This window comes from Streptomyces sp. NPDC107765 (assembly GCF_055657085.1).
Window position 1 is genome coordinate 290,482 of sequence record NZ_JBVKBL010000011.1, and the last position, 23,999, is coordinate 314,480.

At 73.3% G+C, this 23,999-nt stretch carries 18 protein-coding genes; 8 read left to right on the top strand and 10 right to left on the bottom strand.

All coding sequences use genetic code 11. The features are described 5' to 3' along the window. Positions 1-140 precede the first annotated feature (140 nt). A complete protein-coding gene (locus ACZ7MX_RS26295; protein ID WP_472135691.1) occupies positions 141-362 on the top strand; it encodes a hypothetical protein in 222 nt (73 codons plus the stop codon). A 76-nt stretch (positions 363-438) separates the two neighbouring features. Here ACZ7MX_RS26295 and ACZ7MX_RS26300 read toward each other — a convergent pair whose 3' ends face one another. Next, complete coding sequence (locus ACZ7MX_RS26300; RefSeq protein ID WP_472135692.1) at positions 439-2,421, bottom strand: APC family permease; 1,983 nt, start codon at positions 2,419-2,421, stop codon at positions 439-441. A 245-nt stretch (positions 2,422-2,666) separates the two neighbouring features. On the opposite strand from ACZ7MX_RS26300, the gene ACZ7MX_RS26305 reads away from it, so the two are divergent. Continuing rightward, positions 2,667-3,146, top strand: coding sequence for a DUF4118 domain-containing protein (locus ACZ7MX_RS26305; RefSeq protein WP_472135693.1), 480 nt, complete (start codon positions 2,667-2,669; stop codon positions 3,144-3,146). Positions 3,147-3,200: 54 nt separating this feature from the next. Here ACZ7MX_RS26305 and ACZ7MX_RS26310 read toward each other — a convergent pair whose 3' ends face one another. From ACZ7MX_RS26310 to ACZ7MX_RS26325, 4 genes are all read right to left on the bottom strand, one after another. Beyond that, complete coding sequence (locus ACZ7MX_RS26310; RefSeq protein WP_472135748.1) at positions 3,201-3,707, bottom strand: hypothetical protein; 507 nt, start codon at positions 3,705-3,707, stop codon at positions 3,201-3,203. A 162-nt stretch (positions 3,708-3,869) separates the two neighbouring features. Then, positions 3,870-6,734 (bottom strand): SpoIIE family protein phosphatase, encoded by a 2,865-nt coding sequence (locus ACZ7MX_RS26315; RefSeq protein ID WP_472135694.1) that lies wholly within the window; start codon positions 6,732-6,734, stop codon positions 3,870-3,872. Positions 6,735-6,884: 150 nt separating this feature from the next. Continuing rightward, a complete protein-coding gene (locus ACZ7MX_RS26320) occupies positions 6,885-8,105 on the bottom strand; it encodes an agmatine deiminase family protein (protein ID WP_472135695.1) in 1,221 nt (406 codons plus the stop codon). Between the two features lie 54 nt (positions 8,106-8,159). After that, positions 8,160-9,725, bottom strand: a complete 1,566-nt coding sequence (locus ACZ7MX_RS26325; RefSeq protein ID WP_472135696.1) for an APC family permease — start codon at positions 9,723-9,725, stop codon at positions 8,160-8,162. A gap of 136 nt (positions 9,726-9,861) precedes the next feature. On the opposite strand from ACZ7MX_RS26325, the gene ACZ7MX_RS26330 reads away from it, so the two are divergent. From ACZ7MX_RS26330 to ACZ7MX_RS26340, 3 genes are all read left to right on the top strand, one after another. Beyond that, entirely contained in the window at positions 9,862-10,506 is a 645-nt protein-coding gene (locus ACZ7MX_RS26330) for a TetR/AcrR family transcriptional regulator (protein ID WP_472135697.1), read from the top strand. Positions 10,507-10,799: 293 nt separating this feature from the next. Then, on the top strand, positions 10,800-11,927 hold the full coding sequence (gene rsgA / locus ACZ7MX_RS26335; RefSeq protein WP_472135698.1) for a ribosome small subunit-dependent GTPase A: 1,128 nt from the start codon (positions 10,800-10,802) through the stop codon (positions 11,925-11,927). A gap of 134 nt (positions 11,928-12,061) precedes the next feature. Further along, a complete protein-coding gene (locus ACZ7MX_RS26340; RefSeq protein WP_472135699.1) occupies positions 12,062-13,612 on the top strand; it encodes a DNA-3-methyladenine glycosylase 2 family protein in 1,551 nt (516 codons plus the stop codon). Between the two features lie 45 nt (positions 13,613-13,657). On the opposite strand, the gene ACZ7MX_RS26345 is transcribed toward ACZ7MX_RS26340, so the two are convergent. Then, complete coding sequence (locus tag ACZ7MX_RS26345) at positions 13,658-14,140, bottom strand: DUF456 domain-containing protein (RefSeq protein ID WP_472135700.1); 483 nt, start codon at positions 14,138-14,140, stop codon at positions 13,658-13,660. Between the two features lie 224 nt (positions 14,141-14,364). On the opposite strand from ACZ7MX_RS26345, the gene ACZ7MX_RS26350 reads away from it, so the two are divergent. After that, positions 14,365-16,107, top strand: a complete 1,743-nt coding sequence (locus tag ACZ7MX_RS26350) for a pyruvate dehydrogenase (RefSeq protein ID WP_472135701.1) — start codon at positions 14,365-14,367, stop codon at positions 16,105-16,107. A 16-nt stretch (positions 16,108-16,123) separates the two neighbouring features. Here the strand turns inward: ACZ7MX_RS26350 and ACZ7MX_RS26355 are convergent, their stop codons facing one another. Continuing rightward, positions 16,124-19,255: an alpha-mannosidase gene (locus ACZ7MX_RS26355; protein ID WP_472135702.1), complete on the bottom strand. Its 3,132-nt coding sequence runs from the start codon at positions 19,253-19,255 to the stop codon at positions 16,124-16,126. A gap of 194 nt (positions 19,256-19,449) precedes the next feature. On the opposite strand from ACZ7MX_RS26355, the gene ACZ7MX_RS26360 reads away from it, so the two are divergent. After that, a complete protein-coding gene (locus ACZ7MX_RS26360) occupies positions 19,450-19,917 on the top strand; it encodes an ATP-binding protein (protein ID WP_472135703.1) in 468 nt (155 codons plus the stop codon). A gap of 40 nt (positions 19,918-19,957) precedes the next feature. Here the strand turns inward: ACZ7MX_RS26360 and ACZ7MX_RS26365 are convergent, their stop codons facing one another. Continuing rightward, a complete protein-coding gene (locus tag ACZ7MX_RS26365) occupies positions 19,958-21,058 on the bottom strand; it encodes a DUF2637 domain-containing protein (RefSeq protein ID WP_472135704.1) in 1,101 nt (366 codons plus the stop codon). 195 nt (positions 21,059-21,253) lie between these two features. Continuing rightward, the gene (locus tag ACZ7MX_RS26370) at positions 21,254-22,093 is read right to left on the bottom strand and encodes a (2Fe-2S)-binding protein (protein WP_472135705.1); all 840 of its coding nucleotides are present in this window, start codon (positions 22,091-22,093) and stop codon (positions 21,254-21,256) included. A gap of 186 nt (positions 22,094-22,279) precedes the next feature. On the opposite strand from ACZ7MX_RS26370, the gene ACZ7MX_RS26375 reads away from it, so the two are divergent. After that, a complete protein-coding gene (locus ACZ7MX_RS26375; RefSeq protein WP_472135706.1) occupies positions 22,280-22,978 on the top strand; it encodes a GntR family transcriptional regulator in 699 nt (232 codons plus the stop codon). Positions 22,979-23,053: 75 nt separating this feature from the next. Here the strand turns inward: ACZ7MX_RS26375 and ACZ7MX_RS26380 are convergent, their stop codons facing one another. Further along, positions 23,054-23,929: a hypothetical protein gene (locus ACZ7MX_RS26380; protein WP_472135707.1), complete on the bottom strand. Its 876-nt coding sequence runs from the start codon at positions 23,927-23,929 to the stop codon at positions 23,054-23,056. Positions 23,930-23,999: the final 70 nt, after the last annotated feature.

The following is a 23,999-nucleotide window of genomic DNA, read 5'->3' on the forward strand; positions in this document are numbered from 1 at the left end:
CGGCACCTGAAAATGTGTGACGGAATGCGAATTCGGCTGTAATTCCAAGGTAATTCGCCGATTTCTCAATGGTACGTTCGTAACGTCCCACTGCGGGACGGACATCGCTGGACCACGCATACGAGGGGGACCTGCACACCATGAAGTACGACATCCTGCAGATCATCGGGGCGGCCACGACGGTGGTGTTCACGCAGGGGGCGATCCGGCTGCTCGTCGACCACGAGAACACCGGCCTGCTCGGCTGGCTCGGCGCCGGTTTCGGCGGCACGCTGGCCGCGCACGGACTGCTCGTCGCGGTGGGTCTGCTGCTGACCGGCTGGTCCCACACCCGCGCGAAGGCCCTCGGCCGGCGCGGCTGACGGCGCCGCCATGGGAGACGCCCGGCCCCACGATGCACGAGGGCCGGGCGTCAGAGTTTCTCCTGCCTGCGGGTGGCTAGCCCACGTGGACGCGCGGACGGCGGCGCGGGTCCGGCTCGGCGCGGCGCAGGACCTCGCGGGTCACCGGCGCCACCTCACCGTCACCGAAGACCAGGAACCGCAGCAGATGGCTCAGCGGATGGCCCTCGGTCCAGTTGAAGTACGCGTGCGGCACCTCGCCGGTGCGCTCGCGCAGCTGCATCAGCACGGCGGCGATGGTGTTCGCCACGCCGGCGCCCTCCACCCGCAGGATCTGCGCGCCGTACTCCTCCGCGCCCCGCACGTGCAGGTTCGTGGTGAAGTCCGAGGAGTCGGTGACCGTCACCTCCAGGAACAGCACCGGCCGCCCGTCGGGTATGTGGGTCTCCTCGCGCTGGCTGTACTCCTTCTGCCGGTACTCCTGCGCGTCCCGCTCCTGCGGCTCGTTCGCGATGACCCGCAGCGGCCCGGCCGCGATCGCCGTGTCGATCAGCCGGCCCGCGGTCTCGTCGAAGTCGACCTGCACGGCGCGGAGTTCGAAGGCGCGGTGCACCCGGGACGCGAACGAGGTCAGCAGCATCCCGTGGATGAACAGCAACGCGATCTTCAGGCCGTCCGGCCGCTCGATCACATTGGTGACCAGGGTGTAGCCGAAGACCAGGGTGATCGCTCCGAAACCGACGGCGGCCGCCCGGTGCCGCCGGTGCCGGGCCGCGACGGTGGAGGCGAACGACGCCGACAGCATCAGCACCAGCACACCCGTCGCGTACGCCCCGCTCTGCTCGTCGACGCTGGCGTTGAAGACGACGGTGATGCCGAAGGCGATGGCCAGGAAGATCAGCACCAGCGGGCGCACCGCCCGGGCCCACTCCGGGGCCATGCCGTAGCGCGGCAGATAGCGCGGTACGAGATTGAGCAGCCCGGCCATCGCCGAGGCCCCGGCGAACCAGAGGATGGCGATGGTGGAGATGTCGTAGACCGTGCCGAACGCCTCGCCCAGGTACTGGTGCGCCAGATAGGCCAGCGCGCGGCCGTTCGCCGAACCGCCGGCCTCGAACTCCTTCTGCGGGATCAGCAACGTGGTGGCCAGGCTCGACAGCAGCAGGAAGCCGCTCATGATCAGCGCCGCGGTGGTCAGCAGCCGGCGGGTGTCACGGATCCGGCCCGCCGGCTTGGCAGCGGTGTCGGTGGCCTCGCCGCGGATCTGCGGCATCACCGCCACACCGGTCTCGAAGCCGGACATGCCCAGCGCCAGCTTCGGGAAGACCAGCAGCGCCACTCCGACGATCGCCAGCGGTGAGGAGTGCTCGGCGGTCATCGCGCCCCACCAGTCACCGACCACCACCGGGTGCGCCAGCACGTGCCAGGCCGCGGTGCCCAGCACGACGACGTTCAGCGTCAGATACAGCCCGACGAGCCCGACGGCGATGCCGATCGCCTCGCGGAAGCCCTTGAGGAACACCGCGCCCAGCGCGGCCAGCAGCAGCAAGGTGATCCACAGGTTGGCACCGTGCAGCACCGGCGGCGCGAACGGGTTCTCCACCACGTGCGCCGAGGCGTCGGCGGCCGACAGCGTCATGGTGATGACGAAGTCCGTGGCGGCGAACCCCAGCAGCACCAGCACCAGCAGCTTCCCCGCCCACCAGGGCAGCAGCCGCTCCAGCATGGCGATCGAACCCTCGCCGTTCGGGCTTTCCTTGGCCACCCTGCGGTACACCGGCAGGGCACCGAGCAGGGTCAGCGCGATCAGCACGAGAGTGGCGAACGGCGAGAGCAGCCCGGCCGCCAGCGCGGCGATACCCGGCTGATAGCCCAGCGTCGAGAAGTAGTCGACACCCGTGAGGCACATGACGCGCCACCAGTGGTGACCCTTGTGCTCGGCCGGCGGCGTGCCGTGCGGCCCGGGGTGACGGGCGGCCCGGCTGCTCAGTCCGTCCAGCAGCCAGCTGCGCCACCGTTGGCCGGGAACGGCCGGGGCGGCAGGCGGGGGCTCGGCCTCGGCCTCGGTACGGGTGCTCATGCGGGTTCGTCCTGCCGTTCATCGGTCGTCGGTTCGGGCAACGAGCAGCGAGTATGCATCACCGGCCACCGCCCGTTTCTGCCACCCTGGCCACTTCTGCCCGCTCCGTGCGCCAACCCGGCGTCAGGATCGCGTCAAGATGCCACCGCGGCACGTACACACGGTGTCAAGGCACCCCGCACGGCGGCCGCGTGCCTGCTCCGACGCGCACGCTGGCAGGAGTTCCGACGGCAGGAGGTGTTCTTGTGGTCACCCTGCATCCCCCGACGTCCTGGGGCCGCCCGCACGTCCCGCAGTTCCCCCGCGTCCCCACGCGCCCCCGCCCCCGCCCGCGCCCGCGCACCGCGGCGCCGCCCCGCCCGGCGCGCGTGCACCGGGCCCCGCCGGACCGCACCCTCGGGGCCGAACTCGCCCTGCCGCTCGGCGCCGTGGCCGCGGCGGTCCTGGTGACCGTCCTGCTGCTGGCCGGCGGCCGCGCCCACCCGGCGGTCGCGCTCGCCGCCCTCGCGCTGCTGACACTGCTCGCCGCCGTGCCGGCCCGGCCGGTGCTGCGGCCGGCCGTGGCCCTGGTGTCCTGGCTGTGCTACGACGGTTTCGTGCTGAACGGCCACTCCGACCTGGCCTTCCGGTCACCGGACCGGACCGGCCTGCTGGTCCTCCTGCTCGCCGCCCTCGCGGGCGCGGGCTGCGCCGCCGCGCTACGGCTCGTACGACGGCAACCGTAGGCCGCGCTGCGGACCCGCCGTCAGCCGCGTCCCCTCACCAACAGCGGCTTTCCCTCACCAGCAGCGGCACCGGACGTGCCGGCGCGCCGCCTTGTGGCCGTAGTGGTGGTGGCCGGGTCCGCACCGGTGGCCCCGGGCCGCGCGCCGCCGCCTGCCCGGTGCGGCCAGCAGCCCCAGCCCGGTACCCAGCATCCAGACGTCCTTGGCCAGCGGAATCCCTTCCTGGGTCGGCCGCGGACTGCCCGGCTCGTGCATCCCCGGGGTCCGCAGGTACATCCCGACCAGCCCGCCGGAGAACCCGGTCAGCGCCAGTCCGGCCAGCCGGGTGGGCACGAACGGCGCCAGTAGTGCCCCGCCGACCGCGACCTCCGCGCACGCCAGCAGCCGGGTGAACCGCTCGGCGGGAATCCGCTGCAGGAAGGGATACGCGGTGCAGGCCATCCCGTGCACGCCCTCGGCGGTCCCCTGGTCGGCCTTCAGCATCGTCAGCCCGGCATTGAGGATGAACGCGCCGGTGGCCAGCCGCGGGGCCACATCACGCACGTCGGGCAGCAGCACCATCGGAGCCTCCGTGATCGGGTCGTCGGCCCCCCGACCGAGCTTAGCCACGGCCTCACGGACGGGCATCCGGGCACGGATACGACGGCGGGCATCGGGGCACGGACGTGACGACGGGCGTCCCGGGCGCGGAAGAAAGGCCGGGCGTGCGGCCCCCGGTCCGGGTCACAGCGCCGGTACGTCGTCCCACTGGTCGAGGATGTCCTCGGCCGAGTCCGGGCCGCCCTCCTGCTGCCCGTCGTCGAGCGACTGCTCGGTCCAGATGACCTTGCCGCCCGGGGTGTAGCGGGTCCCCCAGCGCTGGGCGAACTGGGCGACGAGGAACAGTCCGCGGCCGCCCTCGTCGGTGGTGGCGGCCCGGCGCAGGTGCGGCGAGGCGCTGGTCCCGTCGGAGACCTCGCAGATCAGCGTGCGGTCGTGCAGCAGCCGCACCCGGATGGGCTGGGCGCCGTACCGGATGGCGTTGGTGATCAGCTCACTGAGGATCAGCTCGGTGGTGAACTCGATCGCCGCCAGCCCCCACGACTCCAGCTGCCGCAGGCAGGCGGCCCGGATCGGTGCCACGGCGGCCGGATCGGAGGGCACGTCCCATTCGGCCACCCGGGACGGACCCAGCAGCTGCGTGCGGGCCACCAGCAGGGCGATGTCGTCGCTGGGGTGCTCGGGCAGCATCGCGTCGAGGACCGCCGCACAGATCCCGTCCGGGTCGCGCCGCCCACCGGACTCCAGCGCGCTGTGCAGCATCGCCAGCCCCGTGTCGATGTCGCGGTCGCGGTCCTCCACCAGCCCGTCGGTGTACAGCACGAGTCGCGAACCCTCGGCCAGCGTCAGCTCCGCGGTCTCCACGGGCACGCTCGCGCCCAGCCCCAGCGGCGGGGAGACCGGAATCTCGGGGAACGTGACGGACCCGTCCGGGTGAACCAGCGCCGGGCCCGGGTGCCCGGCCCGGGCCACCGTCGCCCGGCCGGCCACCGGGTCGTAGATGGCGTACAGACAGGTGGCGCCGGTGATCCCGGTCCCGCCGCCGTCCGGCCGGCCCCCTTCCGTATCGCTGCCGATGCCCGGCCAGGCCACCGCGTCGCCGGCCGTGCCCCCGGGCCGCCGGCCCGCCGCCCGGGCCTCGTCCGTGTCGATGTGGCTGACCAGCTCGTCCAGATGGTTGAGCAGCTCGTCGGGCGGCAGGTCGAGCGCGGAGAAGTTGTGCACGGCGGTGCGCAGCCGGCCCATGGTCGCGGCGGCGTGCAGCCCGTGCCCGACGACATCGCCGACGACCAGCGCGACCCGGGTGCCCGGCAGCGGGATCACGTCGAACCAGTCGCCGCCGACCCCCGCCTGCGCGGGCAGGTAGCGGTGCGCCACCTCCAGCGCGGACTGCTCGGGGAGGGCCTGCGGGAGCAGGCTGCGCTGAAGGGTGACGGCCGTGGTGTGCTCGCGGGTGTAGCGGCGGGCGTTGTCGATGGAGACCGCGGCCCGCGCGGCCAGCTCCTCGGCGAAGGTCAGGTCATCGTCCTCGAAGTCGTCGGACTGGTCCGAGCGCCAGAAACTGGCCACCCCCAGCACCACGCCCCGGGCCTGCAGCGGCACGCTGATCAGCGAGCGGATCCGGGCGTCCAGCACCCGCTGGGTGGCCTCCAGGTCCTGCCGCCGCCACTCCTCCGACCGGCGCAGATCCGGTACGAGCACGGTCCGGCGGCTCTCCAGGCTCGTCGCCATGGGCGTACCGGGCACGAACCGCAGCACGTCCCCGACCCGGTAGATCGCCGAGCCCTCGGGCACGCCCCGGACCGCCATCCGCCGCAGTTCGGCGGTCAGCGCGGCCCCCGGTTCGTCGCCGCGCAGCACCGGCTCCAGCAGCTCGACGGTGACCACGTCGGCGAACCGCGGCACCGCCACATCGGCCAGCTCCGCCGCGGTCCACCCGACGTCCAGCGTGGTCCCGATCCGCAGCCCCGCGTCGTAGATCAGCTTCAGCCGCTCCTGGGCCACCTCGGCCCGGCCGGCCAGCACCCGCAGTTCGGTGGTGTCCCGCAGCGTCACCGCCGACCCGGCCGGACCGCCGAACGGCGCGGTCGGCCGGACGTTGACCGCGAGCAGCCGGTCACCCGCCAGATACACCTCGTCGGTGGCTTCCCGGCCGGACGCCAGCAGGGCGCCCAGCCGTGGCTCCAGCCCCAGCTCCGCGACCGGCCACCGTTCCTGGTCCGCGTCCTCGGGCAGGTCGAGCAGCCGCCGCGCCTCGTCGTTGGCCAGCACCAGCCGCCCGTCACTGCCGATGATGAGCACGCCCTCCCGTACGGCGTGCAGCACCGCGTCGTGGTGGTCGTACATCCGCCGCATCTCGGCCGGGTCAAGACCGTGCGTCTGCCGCCGCAAACGGCGGTTGACCAGCACCGCCCCGCCGCTGACCAGCAGCAGCGCCCCCGCGGCGGACCCGAGCAGCAGCGGCAGTTGGTGCTCCACCCGCTGGTTCGCCCGCCCGGCCCGGATCCCCACGGACACCAGCCCCACCACCGATCCGTCCTTGTCCTCGACCGGCACCACGGTGGCCACGGCGGTCCCCAGGGCGGACGTGAAGGTGTCGGTCAGCGTCCTGCCCTTCAGCGCCTCCCCGAAGCCGGGCCCGACCACTCGTTTCCCGATCAGCCGCGGATCGGGATGCGTCCAGCGGACCCCGTCGGGCCGGAACGCCACGATGTAGTCGACCCCGGTCGCCTTCCGGGTCGCCTCCGTCTGGGGCTGCAGCACCGCGCTCGGATCCGGGGACTTCATGGCGGCGAGGGTGCCCGGCGCGTGCGCGAAGCTCTCCGCGCCGACGAGCGAACGCTGCCGGGCATCGTCCGTCACCGCACTCCGCGCCTGGAAGACCAGCGCCACGGCAGCGGCGACGATCAACAGCAGCACGAGGGCGAGCTGCACCACGAACACCTGGCCCGCCACACTGTGCGCCGTCACCAGCGCCCGGAGGCGGCCCCCGACGGTCGGCGACGAGCCCTGCGACCCGTCACCGTTCCGCCGGAAATTTTCCCTCATGCCCCATATTTAGCATTCTGTTCACTTGGGGGCGGGGTGACCGGCGACGGCGGCGGCCCGTACCGCACCCGCCCGAGGGCGAGGTGCGGCACAGGCCGTGCGGCGAACCGTTCGCTGAATCGGCTCAGGGAACCGGTTCGGAAAACCGGCTCAACCCGTCCGCGGGATCTGCTGGGTGATGCAGTGCACCCCGCCGCCGCCCCAGGCGAGGGTGCGGGCGGAGACGCCCACGATCCGCTTGGTGGGGAACAGGGACTGGATGGTGGCCAGGGCCGCCGTGTCGAACGCCGCGATGCCCGTCGTCGGGACCACGACGCCGGTGGCGGTCGGGTAGTAGTTGGTGTAGCTGAAGGTGATCACCTCGTCCGTGCCCACGGTGAAGGTGGGCAGTTGGTTCATCTCGGTCAGGGTGAAGTGCCGGCCCTGGGCGTCCGTGCCGGCCTGCAGCACGCTCTTGTTCTCGGCCAGCCGCGCGTAGTTGGGGTCCCCGGTGTCGGACGGCAGATTGATCAGCAGGCGGGCCGGACCGGCGTAGGCGGCGACGAGGTCGACATGGCCGTTGGTGACGGTGTCCCCGTACATCCCGTACGGCAGCCAGATCATCTTGGTCGCCTGATAGGCATCGAGCAGTTTCGCCTCGATCTGGGCCTTGGTCAGGTCCGGATTGCGGTTCGGGTTGAGCAGGCACTCCTCGGTGCCGATGATCGTGCCCTGGCCGTCCTGGAGGAGCGCACCGCCCTCGAAGATCATGTCGACCGGCAGCCGCGGAACCCCCAGGTAGTCGCAGACGCCTGTCGGCAGGTTGTCGTCCTTGTCGTACGGGAACTTGTTGCCCCAGCCGTTGAAGCCGAAGTCGAGGCCCAGGAGCTTCCGTCCGCTGCGGTCGACGCCGAAGATCGGGCCGTTGTCGCGCGGCCAGCAGTCGTTGATGGGGTACTCGATGACGGTGACGGTCGGGCCGACCTGCTGCCGCACGAAATCGGCCGTGCCGGTGTTCGCCACCATGGTGACCGGCTCGAACTGGGCGATCGCGCGGGCCACATCGGCGACCTCGTTCTGCACCGCCGGGAGCTTCTCACCCCAGTTGTCACTGGCGTCCCACGGGAAGGCCATGAGGCAGCCCGCGTGCGGAGCCCACTCGCCGGGGACGGTGTACGTCGTCCCGTTGTACGTGGCGGCGGCGGCGCGCCCGGCACCCGCCCCGAGGAAGGCGGCCGAGGCGGCGGCCATCGCGGAGGCGGTCAGGAAGCCGCGCCGGCTGAGCGCCGACCTCCGGGGGGTCCCGGCGCCGATGCCTGGGGCGCCGGTGGTGCCGGAATCGGAGGCGCTTGTTTCGTCCGGGCCGGACGCGGGTGCGCTGGGTTCGGTCATGCTGAACTCCTCACGTGGGTGGTGTCGTGGGGGGGGGCGGGCACTGGGGAGGGGTCAGGGCCGCGGCTCGGCGGCGGGCACCGCGGGCAGGGGATCCGCCGCGCCGACGGCGTCCGTCTCCGCCCGGGCCGGGATCCTGTCCTGCGGTCGACGGGCCATCAGATAGGCCGTGCCGGCGCCGAGTACCACCGCGACGCCGAGCGGTGCGGCCCAGATCTGGTACCAGGGGGCGCCCGGTGGGGCGAGCACCGCGCGCGGCCAGGCGACGTTGGTGACCTCGAAGCCGGTCCAGGCGACGGCGACGACGTTGAGCACCGTGCCCTTGCGGCCCTGCCGGATGTGGCCACCGGGCACCCAGGTGCCGCGCAGCCGCGCGACCAGGGCGGCCGCGGAGACCAGGAAGAACGGTACGAAGGTGGCCGCGGTGCCGAAGGCGATCAGCGAACCGATCGCGGTGGCGTTCAGGCCGAGCAGCAGCGCCACGCCCGAGACGAGGGTGGAGGCGATCAGGCCGCCGCTCGGCGCCTGCTGCTTGTTGACCTTCCTGACCTGCCGCGAGAACGGGAACACGTCGTCCCGGGCGAGTGAGTAGAGGCCGCGGGCCGCACCGCCCTGGGACGCCATGGCACAGGCCAGGAAGCTGACCAGCACGACGAGCACGAACGGCTTGTCCGACCAGGAGCCGAACGACGTGACCACGGCCGTGGTCACCGGGTCGACGTCCTTGCCCGCGACGGCGGTGGCCGTGTGCGGGTACGAGAGGGCGACGGCCACCGCGTTGAGGATGACCACGGCGCCGACGGACAGCAGCGCCCACCACATCGCCCGGGGCACCTGGCGGCCGGCGTCCTTGGTCTCCTCCGCGGTCGAGACGCACGCGTCGAAGCCGATGAAGGCCCAGCCGGCTACGGCGAGCACGGTCAGCAGCGCCGCCGACACCGAGCCGCCGGACAGTGCCTCGGCGCCGAAGGTGTGCGTGAACAGCGAGAACGGGTGCTTGCGGAAGAAGAGCAGCAGGGACAGGCCGACAAGGACGGAGGCGATGGCCTCACCGGCGATGCCGGCCGAGACGAACCACTTCAGGAGGTTGATGCCGTACGCGTTGACCAGCGCGCAGAGCAGCACGATGGCCATCGAGACGGCGACCATCGCGCCGGGCGACGGCGCCACCCCGAGGAGCGCGAACACCCAGGGCGCCGCCAGGTAGGCGACGGTGGTGTTCCCGAACATCACCGCGAACTGCCAGACCCAGCCGCTCAGCCAGCCGAACCGCGGGCCGATGAGCCGCCGCCCCCACTGGTAAGGGCCGCCGGCCAGCGGCCACTGCGAGGTCAGTTCGGAGTAGACGTTGACCACCAGGCACTGACCGGCCAGGACCACGGGCAGGGCCCAGATCCACGCGGGCCCGGCGATCATCGTGCCGATCATGGAGACCGCGTACAGCGCGACCACCGGGGAGACCACGGCGAAGCCCATGGCGATGTTTCCCAGGATGTTCAGGCTGCGGCGGAGTTCTTGGGTGTAGCCCAGTGATGCGAGACGGGCGGCGTCGCCGTCTCCGCCGGCAGCGCTGTCTGTGCTGCCGGCGGGCGGCCGGTGCGGGGGCGTGGAGTGGGACATGGCGTACCTCGCCTGGCGGTTCGAATGAAAACTAACTTTGTTAGTCGGCGAAGGTAAGGAGGTCAGGCCGCTCTGTGAAGCCCCTGCCGGTGAGTAACCTTGGAAAACCAGGAATTCAACGGAAAGCGAGGGTGTCGTGGGCCGCCCACATCAGACATTGCTGAGCAGGACGGCCATAGCGCACGCGGCTCTTGAGCTGATCGACGACCGCGGCTACGAAGCACTCACCATGCGGGCGCTGGCCGACCGGCTGGGCGTGCGCGGCGCGTCGCTCTACAACCACATCGGCTCCAAGGACGACATCCTGGACGCCGTCGGCGAACTGCTCGACGCCGAGATCGACCACACCCCGCTGCACCGGGAACCCTGGCTCGACGGCATCGCCGCGTACGCCCGCGGCTACCGGCGGGTCCTGCAGCGCCACCCCAACGCCATCTCCCTGGTCGCCCGCCGCGCCGTGCACACCGAGGACGCGCTGCGCGAGTACGACACCCTGCTCGCCACCCTGGTCCGCGCGGGCTGCACCCCCGCCCTGGCCGCCGAGACCGCCGCCGCCCTCGACTTCCTGGTCATCGGCTCCGCCCTGGAGACCTACGCGGCCGGCTTCACCCGCCCGCCCGCCGCCTACCGCCCCGACTACCCCGCCCTGGCCGACTCCCTCGAAGCCGCCACCCACGTCGACCCGTCCCCGACCGCCCTCGACGACCGCGGCTTCGAATTCGGCCTCCGGATGATCCTGGGCGGCCTGGCGGCGCAACTGGCGGGCCCGGGCAGCGACTGACGCCGGCAGGCCGACGCGGCGCCGCCGAAAAAGGGTGGCGGCGCCAAGTGCCGCTGGTTTACGGTGAGCGGGTTCCGGAGGGTGGCCTGAGGCCGCCTTCCTTGTCGGCCGTTGAGGAATCTGGGAGGTGAGGACCGATGGCTGTCGTTGTGAGGGGCGCTGCCCGCATCCAGGAGTTCATCACATTCACCTCCGTGGTCTCCGGCTGACTCGACGTCACTTCCGTTTTCCGCTGCGCAGAGTGCGCACGCGGTGGCGTGGGCCGGGGCCGCTTTCCCTGAAGGGTCCTTGCGTTGTTCGACCTCGATCTTTCTGCTGCGCATCCGCTGACGGCCTACGGCTGGGACGACGGGTTCGCGGAGAGTTTCACCCCCTTTGCCGGGCAGGGGTTCGTGCCCGGCCGTGTCGTCCGCGTGGACCGCGGGCGCGTGGACGCCGTGGTGCCCGACGGCGACGGCGTCCGGACCGTGCTGGCGGACACCGCGCTGGTGGCGACCGGCGATCCGATGCGGGTGCCGTGCACGGGTGACTGGGCCGTCATCGATCTGGAGAACGGGCGGGGCGGTGACCATGTGGACGGCGTCCTGCGGGCGTTGCTGCCCCGGCGTACGTCGTTCGTGCGGTCCACGTCGTCGAAGCGTTCCGAGGGGCAGGTCCTGGCGGCGAACGTCGATCACGCGGTGATCGCGGTCTCGCTGGCCGACGCGCTGGACCTCGGACGTATCGAACGGTTCGTCTCGCTGGCCTGGGAGAGCGGCGGACAGCCGCTGGTGGTGCTGACCAAGGCCGACCTCGCCGGGGACGGGCGCGGGCTGGCGCACCTGGTGGCGGACGCCGAATCGGCCGCTCCAGGGGTGCAGGTGCTGGCCGTCAGCTCGGAGACCGGTGAGGGGCTCGATGTGCTGGCCGCCGTACTGGCCGGGGGGACGTCCGTCCTCCTGGGGCAGTCCGGCGCGGGCAAGTCCACACTGGCGAATGCGCTGGTGGGGGCGAGTGTGCAGACGGTTCAGGCCACCCGGGACCGGGACGGCAAGGGCCGGCACACCACGACCACCCGCGATCTGCTCGCGCTGCCCGGCGGTGGCGTGCTGATCGATACGCCCGGGCTGCGCGGGGTCGGGATGTGGGACGCCGAGGGCGGGCTGTCCCGGACGTTCTCGGACGTCGAGGCGCTGGCCGAGGAGTGCCGCTTCCATGACTGCGCGCACGGGAGCGAGCCGGGGTGCGCGGTCCAAGACGCCCTGGAGAACGGCGAGTTGGCGGTGCGCCGGCTGGAGAGCTACCGCAAGCTGCTGCGCGAGAACCAGCGCATCGTGGCCAAGACGGACGCCCGGCTGCGGGCCGAGATCCGGCGGGACTGGAAGCAGAAGCAGGCGCTGGGCCGGCACATGATGGAGCGGAAGAGGGGGGTCGGAAGGTGAGCTGAGGCCGGGAAGCAGGGCGGGTGAGGTGAGCCGGGGCCCGGGCGTCATTGCCCGGGCCCCGGCGACGTCCAAAACGTGAGGTCCGAAATCCGCCGGTCGGAGCCCCGCCGCGGGCGCAGACTGGAGGCGTGATGGACGACGAGACCAGGTACGAAGCGGTGTCCAGCCGGGATGCGCGGTTCGACGGGGAGTTCTTCTTCGCGGTGGTGACCACCGGCATCTACTGCCGGCCGAGCTGCCCCGCGGTCACTCCCAAGCGGGTGAACGTGCGGTTCTTCCCGTCGGCCGCGGCCGCGCAGGCCGCCGGTTTCCGGGCCTGCCGTCGGTGCCGGCCGGACGCCGTGCCCGGCTCGGCGGAGTGGAACGTGCGCGCCGACCTGGTGGGCCGGGCCATGCGGTTCATCGGCGACGGCGTGGTCGACCGGGAGGGCGTCGCCGGGCTGGCACAGCGGCTGGGGTACAGCGCACGGCAGGTGCAGCGGCAGCTGACCGCGGAGCTGGGCGCCGGGCCGGTCGCCCTGGCCCGGGCCCGCCGGGCACACACCGCGCGGGTGCTGCTGCAGACCACCGCGCTCCCGGTGACCGAGCTGGCGTTCGCGGCCGGGTTCGCCAGCATCCGGCAGTTCAACGACACCATGCGGGAGATCTACGCCGGTACGCCGAGCGAGCTGAGGGCCGCGGCGGTGGGCGGGCGCGGCGGCGCCACGACCACGCGCCCCCGGTCGCGGCCCGCCCCGGGCGGCGGCCCGGCGGCCGGCGGGATCCCGCTGCGGCTGGCCTACCGGGGCCCGTACGCGGCCGCGGAGATCTTCGACTTCCTGGCGGAACGGGCCGTGCCGGGCGTGGAGGAGGTACGCGGCGGGCCCGGCCCGCGCACCTACCGCCGTACCCTGCGGCTCACCTACGGCAACGGGATCGCCGAGGTCGAGGAGCCGCCCGCGGGGCCGCGCGGACGGTCCCGGCCGCCGGCCGGCCGGGTGTGCCCGGCGGCCCGGGGCGGGGACGGCGGCTGGCTGGAGTGCCGGCTGCTGCTGACCGACCTGCGGGACCTGTCGACGGCCGTGCAGCGGCTGCGCCGGCTCTTCGACCTGGACGCCGACCCGTACGCCGTCGCCGAGCGGCTCGGCGCGGACCCGGTGCTCGGCCCGCTGGTGGCCGAGCGCCCGGGCCTGCGCTCGCCGGGCGCGGCGGACCCGGAGGAAATGGCCGTACGGATCGTGCTCGGCGGGCCGCCGGAACGCGCCGCCGCGCTGGTACGGGCCTACGGCAAGCCGCTGGACGCGGCGGACGGCGGGCTGACCCACCTCTTCCCGGCGCCCGCGGAGCTGACCGGCGCGGACGTCCCCGAGCCGGTGCGTGCGCTGTGCACCGCGCTCGCCGACGGCACGGTCCCGCTGGACGCCGGCGCCGACCGGGCCGCTGCGGAGCGGGCGCTGGCCGCGCTGCCCGGTGTCGGGCCGCGCACCGCCGCGTACATCAGGATGCGGGCGCTGGGGGACCCGGACCTGGGCGGCCCGGCGGCCGGCGAGCGGGCCGACGAGGAGCGGGGTGCGGACCGGGCCGCGGACCCGGAGGGCGCCTGGCGGCCCTGGGGCGCGTACGCCCTGCACCAGCTGTGGCGGGCGGGACTGCTCCCGCCGGGCGAGCTACCGGCCCTCACGGGGGCGGCGCCGGCGGCCTGAGGCCGGTCCCGCGGTGCCCGTCGTCGGCCCTTGCCCGGGGCCGCCTCACCTCGTGAGCACCGTCCCCGCCCAGCCGCCGACCACCAGCAGGCAGGCGAGCAGTTCGACCAGCACGCTCAGGCCGAGGGTGCGCATCACCGTGCGGGTCGAGGCCCAGGCGTCGCCGTGGCCGCCGAGCCGGACCCGTTCCAGCAGGTAGAGGCCACCGACCGCGCCCACCACGGCACCGATCACCGGCAGCACGAAGAAGCCGACGATGCCGGCCGCGCCGGCCAGGAACAGGGTGCGGTACGGCGCGCCCGCGGCCCGCAGATCACGCACCGGCAGCAGCCACTTCAGCGCCTGGTTGAGCAACAGCACCGCGGTGGCGCCCATCAGCACCGCCCATGCCGGACCGGACTTCTCCGTGACCGCCCACCACAGCACGCCCGCCCACACGATCAGCGGCCCGGGGATTCCGGGTACCAGCACCCCGATCAGCCCGAGCAGCAGCACCAGACCGACCGCGACCAGCTGCCACGCGCTCATGGCCCCAGACTGCCGGACGGGACCCGGAAGCGCTTGCCGGCCGCCCGCGACCGTGCGGGCCGGCGCCGGCCGCCGCGGACACCCGACCGGCCCGGCACCCACGGACGGCCGACCGGGCAGACGGCGGACACGCGGAGGCGGACCGCCCGCCCGCATGGGTTCATGGGAACAGGCCCCTCGTACCCCCGGCCCCGACCCCCTTCCACCCTGGGAGCGACAGCGACATGGCGAAGCAGACCGTGGCCGAGCAGTTCGTGGACATCCTGGTGCGGGCGGGGGTGCGGCGCCTCTACGGTGTCGTCGGCGACAGCCTGAACCCGGTGGTGGACGCCGTCCGCCGGAACGCGGCGATCGACTGGATCCAGGTCCGGCACGAGGAGGCCGCCGCCTTCGCCGCCGGGGCGGAGGCGCAGCTCACCGGCCGGCTCGCGGCCTGCGCCGGCTCGTGCGGGCCGGGCAATCTGCACCTCATCAACGGCCTCTTCGACGCGCACCGTTCGATGGCCCCGGTCCTCGCGCTCGCCTCGCACATCCCCTCCAGCGAGATCGGCACCACCTTCTTCCAGGAGACCCACCCGGACCGGCTGTTCGCCGAGTGCAGCCACTACAGCGAGCTGATCTCCAGCACCCGGCAGATGCCGCGGGTGCTGCAGACCGCCATCCAGCACGCCGTCGGCCGGAGCGGCGTCGCGGTGGTCTCCCTGCCCGGCGACATCGCCGCCGAGCCGGCACCCGAGCGCGCCTTCCAGCACGCGCTCGTCACCACCCGGCCGCTGGCCCGGCCCGGGGACGCCGAGATCGACGCGCTGGCCCGGATGGTCGACGAGGCCCGCAAGGTCACGCTGTTCTGCGGCAGTGGCACGGCCGGTGCGCACGCCGAGGTGATGGAGTTCGCCGAGCGGGTGAAGGCCCCGGTGGGCCACGCCCTGCGCGGCAAGGAATGGATTCAGTACGACAATCCCTTCGACGTCGGCATGAGCGGACTGCTCGGGTACGGCGCGGCCTACGAGGCCACCCACGAGTGCGATCTGCTGCTCCTGCTCGGCACGGACTTCCCCTACAACGCCTTCCTGCCGGACGACGTCACGATCGTCCAGGTCGACGTCCGGCCCGAACACCTGGGCCGCCGCACCAAGCTCGACCTCGCCGTCTGGGGCGACGTCCGCGAGACGCTGCGGTGCCTGATCCCCAAGGTCCGCGAGAAGACCGACCGCAGGTTCCTCGACCGGATGCTGAAGAAGCACGCGGACGCGCTGGAGGGCGTGGTCAAGGCGTACACGCGGAAGGTGGAGAAGCATCTGCCGATCCACCCCGAGTTCGTCGCCTCGGTGCTGGACGAGGAGGCCGCCGACGACGCGGTCTTCACGGTCGACACCGGCATGTGCAACGTCTGGGCCGCGCGCTACCTCACGCCCAACGGCCGCCGCCGGGTGATCGGCTCCTTCAGCCACGGGTCCATGGCCAACGCGCTGCCCCAGGCGATCGGCGCCCAGTTCCTCGACCGCCGCCGCCAGGTCGTCTCGATGTCGGGCGACGGCGGATTCGCCATGCTGATGGGCGACTTCCTCACCCTGGTCCAGTACGACCTGCCGGTGAAGGTGGTGCTGTTCAACAACTCCTCCCTCGGCATGGTCGAGCTGGAGATGATGGTCTCCGGCCTGCCGTCGTACGGCACCACCAACCACAACCCGGACTTCGCGGCGATCGCCCGCGCGGCCGGGGTGTACGGCGTCCGGGTGGAGAAGCCCAAGCAACTGCGCGGGGCGCTGCGCGACGCCTTCCGGCACGACGGGCCCGCGCTGGTCGACGTCGTCACCGATCCGCACGCGCTGTCCATCCCGCCGAAGATCAGCGCGGAAATGGTGTCCGGTTTCGCGCTGTCGGCCGGCAAGATCGTGCTGGACGGCGGGGTCGGCCGGATGCTGCAGATGGCCCGCTCCAACCTGCGGAACATCCCCCGGGTGTGAACCGCCCAGCGCGCGGTCAGCCGCCGGGGCGCTGCGGCCGAAGCCGGAGCGTCAGGATCTGGAACGGGCGCAGCTCCAGCGTCAGTTCCGCGGTCGGCCCCTCCTCCTCGTCGTGCAGCGGACGCTCCAACAGGTCGGTCACGGTGGCCCGTTCGACGGGAAAACCGGGCGAAAGGGTGCCGGTGGCGCGGCCGCCCCGGGACTCGTAGAGCCGGACCACCACGTCACCGCTGCGGTCCTCGGCGAGCTTGACGGACTCGACGGTGATCCCCGGGTGGTCGACGCGGATCAGCGGCGGCACCGGCGGCGCGGCCGCGGTCCGCAGGGGCAGGTTCACCGCGAGGCCCTCGGCGACCGCGGCGCCGGTCGTGGCGCCCGGCAGCAGCGCGTAGCGGAACCGGTGGCTGCCCTGGTCGGTCGCCGGGTCGGGGCTGTGCGGGGCGCGCAGCAGGGTCAGCCGCACGGTCGTGCCCACGCCCTCGGCGTGCGGGACCCGGGTCACGTCGTGGCCGTAGGTCGAGTCGTTGAGCAGCGCGACGCCGTAGCCCGGCTCGGCCACCCGCAGCCAGCGGTGCGCACAGATCTCGAACCGGGCCGCGTCCCAGCTGGTGTTGGTGTGGGTGGGGCGGTGGACGTGCCCGAACTGGATCTCGGCGGTGGACCGTTCGGCGTGCACGTCCAGCGGGAAGGCGGCCTTGAGGACCTTCTCCGACTCGTGCCAGTCGATGTCGGTGAGCACGTCGAGGCGGTGCGCGCCGGCCCGCAGCGTCAGCTCCTGGACGACCCGGGACGCACCGAACGACCTGGTCACCCGCACGCTCGCGACCAGCGGCCCGGAGGCGACCAGGTCGACGGATGCGGCGGCGGTCAGATCGGTGTGCCGGTGGCGGTAGTGCCGGTCGAGGTCCCAGGCGTCGTATTTGGTGGGGTGGTCGGGGTGCAGCTGGAGCAGATTGCCCCGGGCGCCGGGCGCCAGCACCTCCCGCCCGGCGTGCAGATCGCGGACCGAGGCCAGCAGGCCGTCGGTGTCGATGCGGACCCGGAGCAGCCCGTTGTCGAGGGTGACGGTGCCGTCGGTGCCGGTGGCGGCCCGTACGGGCGCGGGCGGCGGAACGGGGGAGTCCGGCCCCGGTGGGCGGACGGCCGCCGCCCCCAGCGCGGGGACGTGCACGGCGACGGCCGCACCCGCGCCGACCCCGTCTCCGGGCAGCTCGACGATCTCGTTCCGGTCGTACGGCGAGGCGTTGAACACCGTGGGCGGCGCGCCGTCCGCCGCCCGGCCCAGTGCGGCGAGCGCCTCCTCGATGATGCCGGTCAGCTCCGCCTCGACCACCGCGTAGGTGTCCCTGGCCTCCCGGTGCACCCAGGCGATCGACGAGCCCGGCAGGATGTCGTGGAACTGGTGCAGCAGCACGGTCTTCCAGATCCGGTCCAGCGCGTCGTACGGATACGCATAACCGCCCTCCGCGCCCCCGGCGGCCGCCGCCCGGACCGCCGCCGTCGCCGCCCACAACTCCGCCTCGCGCAGCAGGTGTTCACTGCGCCGGTTGCCCTGTTTGGTCTTGGCCTGCGAGGTGTACGTGCCCCGGTGGTACTGCAGGTACAGCTCGCCCGACCAGACCGGCGCGGCCGCACCGTACTCCTCGTGCGCCGCCGCGAAGAACCGGGCCGGCGGCTCGATCTCGACCCGCGGGGAGCCCTCCAGCGAGCGCAGCCGGCGGGCCCGCTCCAGCATCTCCCGGGTCGGGCCGCCCCCGCCGTCGCCCCAGCCGAACGGGACCAGGGAGCGGGTGGCGCGGCCCTTCTCGGCGAAGTTCCGCTCGGCATGGGCGAGTTCGGCGCCGTGCAACCGCGAGTTGTAGGTGTCGACCGGCGGGAAGTGGGTGAAGACGCGGGTGCCGTCGATGCCCTCCCACCAGAAAGTGTGGTGCGGCATCCGGTCGGTCTGGTTCCACGACAGCTTCTGCGTCAGGAACCACCGCGCGCCGGCCAGCCGGGCCAGCTGCGGGAAGGCCGCGGTGTAACCGAAGGAGTCCGGCAGCCAGACCTCCTCGGTCTCCACCCCCAGCTCCTCCAGGAAGAACCGCTTGCCGTGCACCAGCTGCCGGGCCAGCGCCTCACCGCCGGGCATGTTGGCGTCCGACTCCACCCACATCGAACCGACCGGCGCCCAGGTGCCGCTCTGCACCGCCTCCTTGATGCGCGCCCAGATGTGCGGCTGGTGCTCCTTGACCCAGGCGTACTGCTGCGCCTGCGAGCATGCGAACACCAACTCCGGGTAATCCACTGCCAGTTGGGTGACATTGGCGAAGGTCCGGGACGCCTTGCGGACGGTCTCCCGCAGCGGCCACAGCCAGGCCGAGTCGATATGGGCGTGCCCGGTGGCCGAGATCCGGTGGGCGCTGGCCGCGGCGGGGCGGCGGAGCACCCCGGCCAGCGCGGCCCGGCCGTCCTCCGCCGTGCCCGCGACGTCGTGCAGGTCCAGCGCGTCCAGCAGGTCCTCCAGCGCGCGCAGGATCTCGTGCCGGCGCGGGCGGTCGGCCGGCAGCTCCGGCATCAGCTCGGCCAGCACCTCGATGTCGAGCACGAGGTGCCAGACCGTCTCGTCGAGGACGGCCAGGTCCGCCGAGGCGAAGCGGTACAGCGGGCGGTCCGGCGCGGTGCGGAGGTCACCGAGGTCGGTGGGGCGGAAGTCCCGCAGCACCGCCGGATTCGCGGCGGCCTCCAGCAGCAGCCGCACCTCCTCGCCACCACGGACGGGCGCACCGACGGGGACGTGACGGTTGCGCGGATGGATCCCCTTCAGCGGAACGCCCTCGGCGTCGTACACCAGGCCCTCCGCCTGGAAACCGGGCCCGTCGCCGCTGAACCCGGGATCGATGACGGCCTCCACCCGCCGCCCCGCCCACTCCTCGGGCACCTCACCGGCCAGCCGGAACCAGCTCGTCGACCACGGCGGCCCCCACGCTTCGCCCGCCGCGAACGGCACGTACTCGGCGCCCAGCGCCTCGGCCACCGGCCGCGGTTCGCCCGGCGCGTGCCAGGCGGCCAGCCGCAGCGGCACCCGCGCCGCGTACACCGCGGGCCGGATGAACTGCCCCAGCGCCCGTTCCAGGCGCCCCTCCACCAGCAGTCGGTCGTCGTGCACGGCGGCTCCTCCCGCTCGTCCGGGCCCCACCCGACAGGCATACCCAGCGCGGGCCGGCCCGCCCACCCGGCGCGCGCACGCCCGCGCGCCCCGAAGCGGAAGCGGACGGAAGCATGGCGACTGATCCGATGGGCATGCTGACCGTGAGGCTGTTCGAGACCGGACGCCGAGGTCCGTGGGGGGCGGGGGAGAGCATGCGTCAGCCTGTGCGACGCGAGGAACGGGAAAGACGACAGACGACGGCTCAGCAGAGCGAGGGGGGCGCGGCGCGGGCGCCGGGCGTGCTGGAGCGGAAGGTGCGCCGGGCCGATCTGCGCGCGGTCGGTGAGATACGCAGGGAGCTGCGGCAATTACTCAGCCGGTGGGCGGCACCCGGTGGCGGCGAGCTCGCGGAGGTCGCCACGCTGCTCACCAGCGAGTTGGTCACCAACGCCCTGGTTCACGCCGAGGGCGATGCGGTGGTCACGGCGAAGGTCGGCGACCGGCTGCGGGTCGAGGTGCGGGACTGCGCTCCCGGGCGTCCTGAGGTGCGTGCGGCGAGCACGGACGGGACCTCGGGCCGGGGGCTGATGCTGGTGCGCGCCCTGGCCGACGCATGGGGGATACGCAGCGAGGGATTCGGCAAGTGCGTCTGGTTCGAGCTGGGCGGCGGACCGGCCTGACCACAGGTCGGGGGTGTCGGCCGACGCGGTCCGCCGCCGGTCAGCCGAATTGCCGTTCGATCTCGGCGAGTTTCTCCTCCAGGGAGTCCAGACGGGGCAGCGTCTGGGTGTCGTCCTCCGCGGTGAGGTCCACGGCCCGCCAGGACCGGGCCGCGGGATCGACGGTGTCCGTGGCGGTGACCGCGTCCGGGTCAGCGCCGGATACGGCCTTGAGGGCCGGGCGGGAGCGCAGCGGCAGCTCTACGGCGGGCAGGGGCGGCGGATCGCCGGCTATGGCGGGGTCCGGACCGGCCACCTCGGCGCCGGCAGGGGTGACCGCCAGCTGCCGGCCGCCGCTCCGGCCGATGCCCCAGCCGCGGTGCTGGCGGTTGATCGCCTTGATCCGGGCCCGGTCGAGCTTGCCCTGCTCGCGGCGGCGCAAGCGGTTCTGCTCCCGCTCCCGCCGGTCCTCGCGGACCTCCTCGACGGCCTCGTCCAGCGTCCGTACGCCCTCCAGCAGCATCAGCGACCAGGCCGCGAAGGTCTCGCGGGGCGCGCGCAGCCAGCGCACGATCCGGATCTGCGGCAGCGGCCGGGGCACCAGGCCCTGCTCCCGCAGTGCCGCCCGGCGGGTCTGCTTCAGCGCGCGGTCGAAGAGCACCGCGGCCGACAGCGACATCCCGGCGAAGAACTGCGGGGCGCCGGCGTGGTCCAGGCCGCGCGGCGCATGCACCCAGTTGAACCACGCCGCGGCGCCCGCGAAGGTCCACACCAGCAAGCGCGAGCCCAGCGCCGCGTCGCCGTGACTGGCCTCGCGCACGGCGAGCACCGAGCAGAACATCGCCGCACCGTCGAGCCCGAACGGCACCAGGTACTCCCAGCCGTCGGTGAGCCCGAGGTTCTGGACGCCGAAGCCGACCAGTCCGTGGAAGGACAGCGCGGCGGCGACCGCGGCACAGCAGAAGAGCAGCAGATAGGAGGCGGAGGCGAAGACGGCCTCCTTGCGGCGGCGGCGCTCCTCGCTGCGTTCCCAGGAGTCGTCGGCGCCCGACTGCGCGGCCGCCCGGCGGCCGCGCACCACCAGCACCGCCGCGGCCATCACGGCACCCAGCGACAGGACGCCGGGAACAAGCCAATCCAGCGATATGTCGGTCGTTCTCATTGTGGGGATCCCTTGCCTCGGATACGCGATTTCGCGCGACATCCTGGCGGAATCCCCTCGCCCCCCAAGGGCTTTCGGAGCAAGAGGACGCCAAGGAGGGGCAGGACCGGCAGATAGCGGACGCCACCCTCGAACTGCCGTATGTGCACGGCCGGTTGGGTTCGAATCCGGCGACCCGAACGGGTGGTGTGGGCGTCAGGTGGTTGCGGTGAGGCGGGTGATGCGATCCGCGTCGCAGGTGCGCGGACAGGTGATGCAGGTGTCCTCGGGGCGCAGCGTGTAGAACATGCAGCAACTGGCGCGGTCCCGGGTCTGCAGCGCGGCCCCGTCCGGACCGGTCAGCGTACGGAAACCGGCACCGCCCACGTACGGGGACGTGGCCCCCGGCAGCAGCCGCTCCAGCTCCGCCACCGCGCGCGGCTCCTCACCCAGCAGGTGTCCCAGGTACCACAGCCCCTCGACGATCTCGTCGGAGGCCATGCCCCACAGCGCCCGCGGACCGCGCCGCATCCGCCCGCGGAAGCCTTCCAGGACGGGCGCCAGATGCCCGGCCACCGCCGCCCGCACCTCCGCGCGCAGCGCCTCCTCGTCCGGCACCACCCGGGCCCCGGGCAGCGCCGCCGCCGGATCGTCCGGGAGGCACCCGAACGAGCCGATGCGCACGGCCATCCGGCCCAGCTCGCGCTGGAAGCAGACGTCCTGCACGGGCAGGTACGGCACCCGGCGGTGCAGGAACCACGGGACGGTGATCAGCAGGCAGGCCGGCCAGGCGTAGCGGTGCAGCGCGAAACTGGCGATGACGTCGGGCCGGGCGGACTGCCCGTAGTCCCGCTGGATCTGGGCGTCGTCCCAGGCCAGGAAGGATTCCAGGGCCTCCCCGCCGGCCGCGAGCCCGGCCGCGCACACCCAGCCGTCACCGGTCGGCGGCGCCGCGTCCCACAGCGACACCCGCAGCCCGGGGAACACCTCCGAGAGGCGCGCGTACGACTCGGCGACGGGGTGTGTGACGGGCGGGGCGGCGAGGGCAGAAGCCATGGGGGTGACCACCGAATCGCGAGCGTTGGCAGGTAAGGCTTACCTTATCGGAAACCCTACCCGGGCCCCTCGCGAGCCAGTCCTGAGCCACCTGTACGAGGGCCGGGACCGGCCGTTCCGCCTCCTTCCGGATTTGAACTATCGCCAAGGCCGCCTATCGTGCTGGGAATGTCAGAAGGAGCCGCCATGGAGCAGGGCACAGCGGAGCAGCAGCCGCGCGCACGGGCCTGGGTGCCCGCGCAGCCCGGTCCCACCGCACCCCGGCGGCACTCGGTCCGCGCCCAGGTGCTGGCCGCGCTGCGCCGGGCCCTCGTCGACGGCGAGCTGACCCCCGGCGAGGTCTACTCCGGCCCGGCGCTCGCCGAGCGCTACGGAGTGTCCGCGACCCCGGTCCGGGAGGCCATGCAGCAGCTCGCCGGCGAGGGCGCCGTCGAGGTCGTGCCCAACCGCGGCTTCCGGATCGCCGAGCGCAGCTCCCGCGACCTCGCCGAGCTGGCCGAGGTCCGCACCATGCTGGAGGTGCCCGCGATCGTCCGGCTGGCCCGGGCACTGCCTCCGGAGCGCTGGGAGGAGCTGCGCCCGCTCGCCGCCTCCGGCGTCGCGGCCGCCGCCCGCGGCGACCGGGCCGGCTACGCCGAGGCCGACCACGCCTTCCACCAGGCCGTGATGTCACTCACCGGCAACCGCCGGCTCACCGAGGTCACCGGCGACCTGCTCCGCCGCGCCCAGTGGTCCGCGGCCGGCGGCGCCCGCCTGCGCACCGCCGAGCTGCTGGCCGACGCCTCCGAACACACCGCACTGCTCGACGCCCTGATCGCCCAGGAGTACACGGTCGCCGAGCGCATCGCCCGGGAACACGTCTCGGTGGCCCGGCACCCGCATTGACGGCCTGGCCGGCCCGGTCCCGGCGGCCCGTTCGCCGGGCGACCGGCCCGGCCCGGCCACCCCGGGCCTGACCGCTCAGCCCGGCAGCAGTTCCGTCAGCGGCAGGGCCGCGACCTCGGCGGCCGGCCGGGACAGGTAGAAATCGGCGTGGTAGAAGCCGTCGGACTCCTTGCCGGCGATGGACAGCCCGCGCCGGGCCAGCGCCTCGAACGCCGCGCGCCGCTCGTCGCCGTCGGCGAACCGCCGCTGGCGGAACGTACGGGTGGTGAGCTGCTCGGTCACCAGCCCGGCCCGGGCCAGCAGGGCCGACACCGGCCGGTAGGAGACCGTCCGCAGGACGAACGCGGCGACCCAGGGCGGCCGGGCCACACAGTCGAAGAGCCGGCCGAAGGTCCGGGCGGATATGTAGCCGACGCCGCCGGTGACGGTGATCAGATCGGTGCCGGCCAGTACGGCGCGCAGCTCCGGGCTCGGCTCTTCGAGCTCCAGGTTCTCCGCGAACCCGTGGTCGAGCAGCCCGACCTCGCGCGCGTACCCCACGGCCCGCTCCGCCGCGTCGATGCCGGTCACCCGGACGGCTTCGGCGCGCCGCCGGGTGGCGAAGAACGTGCGGTCCTCGTCGGTCAGTTGGCCGGTCGTCGGACCGTCCGGGCGGTGTCCCGCATAGCGCCCGTAGAGGTCGGTCAGGGACAGCCGGTGGTTGAGCAGCGCCGCGTTGACCCCGTACGAGCAGCACAGGTCGACAACGCTCAGTGGGGGGCGGTCGCCGCGACTCCGCCGCAGGTTCTCCGTCAGCGCGCGGAACACCGCCTGGCCGTGGTGCGGAATCTGGTACTCCAGGGGTTGCAGGGTGGTGAAGTACCGACGGGGATCAGGGCAGTTGTAGATCGCCTCGAAATCCGCCTTGCCCCAGTCGGTTCCAGCGGTCGTCTTGGTCACTCCTGCTGCCACAGATGGCCTCCTGGTGGGCTCTGACGATGGGGAGGGGCCCCAGCTGGTCCCGGACCAGCATCCAGGCCGG

Coding starts and splice junctions, on each gene's coding strand:
- ACZ7MX_RS26295 (WP_472135691.1), top strand. CDS start 141: ATGAAGTACGACATCCTGCAGATCATCGGGGCGGCCACGACGGTGGTG.
- ACZ7MX_RS26300 (WP_472135692.1), bottom strand. CDS start 2,421: ATGAGCACCCGTACCGAGGCCGAGGCCGAGCCCCCGCCTGCCGCCCCG.
- ACZ7MX_RS26310 (WP_472135748.1), bottom strand. CDS start 3,707: ATGGTGCTGCTGCCCGACGTGCGTGATGTGGCCCCGCGGCTGGCCACC.
- ACZ7MX_RS26315 (WP_472135694.1), bottom strand. CDS start 6,734: ATGAGGGAAAATTTCCGGCGGAACGGTGACGGGTCGCAGGGCTCGTCG.
- ACZ7MX_RS26320 (WP_472135695.1), bottom strand. CDS start 8,105: ATGACCGAACCCAGCGCACCCGCGTCCGGCCCGGACGAAACAAGCGCC.
- ACZ7MX_RS26325 (WP_472135696.1), bottom strand. CDS start 9,725: ATGTCCCACTCCACGCCCCCGCACCGGCCGCCCGCCGGCAGCACAGAC.
- ACZ7MX_RS26340 (WP_472135699.1), top strand. CDS start 12,062: ATGGACGACGAGACCAGGTACGAAGCGGTGTCCAGCCGGGATGCGCGG.
- ACZ7MX_RS26345 (WP_472135700.1), bottom strand. CDS start 14,140: ATGAGCGCGTGGCAGCTGGTCGCGGTCGGTCTGGTGCTGCTGCTCGGG.
- ACZ7MX_RS26350 (WP_472135701.1), top strand. CDS start 14,365: ATGGCGAAGCAGACCGTGGCCGAGCAGTTCGTGGACATCCTGGTGCGG.
- ACZ7MX_RS26360 (WP_472135703.1), top strand. CDS start 19,450: ATGCGTCAGCCTGTGCGACGCGAGGAACGGGAAAGACGACAGACGACG.
- ACZ7MX_RS26365 (WP_472135704.1), bottom strand. CDS start 21,058: ATGAGAACGACCGACATATCGCTGGATTGGCTTGTTCCCGGCGTCCTG.
- ACZ7MX_RS26370 (WP_472135705.1), bottom strand. CDS start 22,093: ATGGCTTCTGCCCTCGCCGCCCCGCCCGTCACACACCCCGTCGCCGAG.
- ACZ7MX_RS26375 (WP_472135706.1), top strand. CDS start 22,280: ATGGAGCAGGGCACAGCGGAGCAGCAGCCGCGCGCACGGGCCTGGGTG.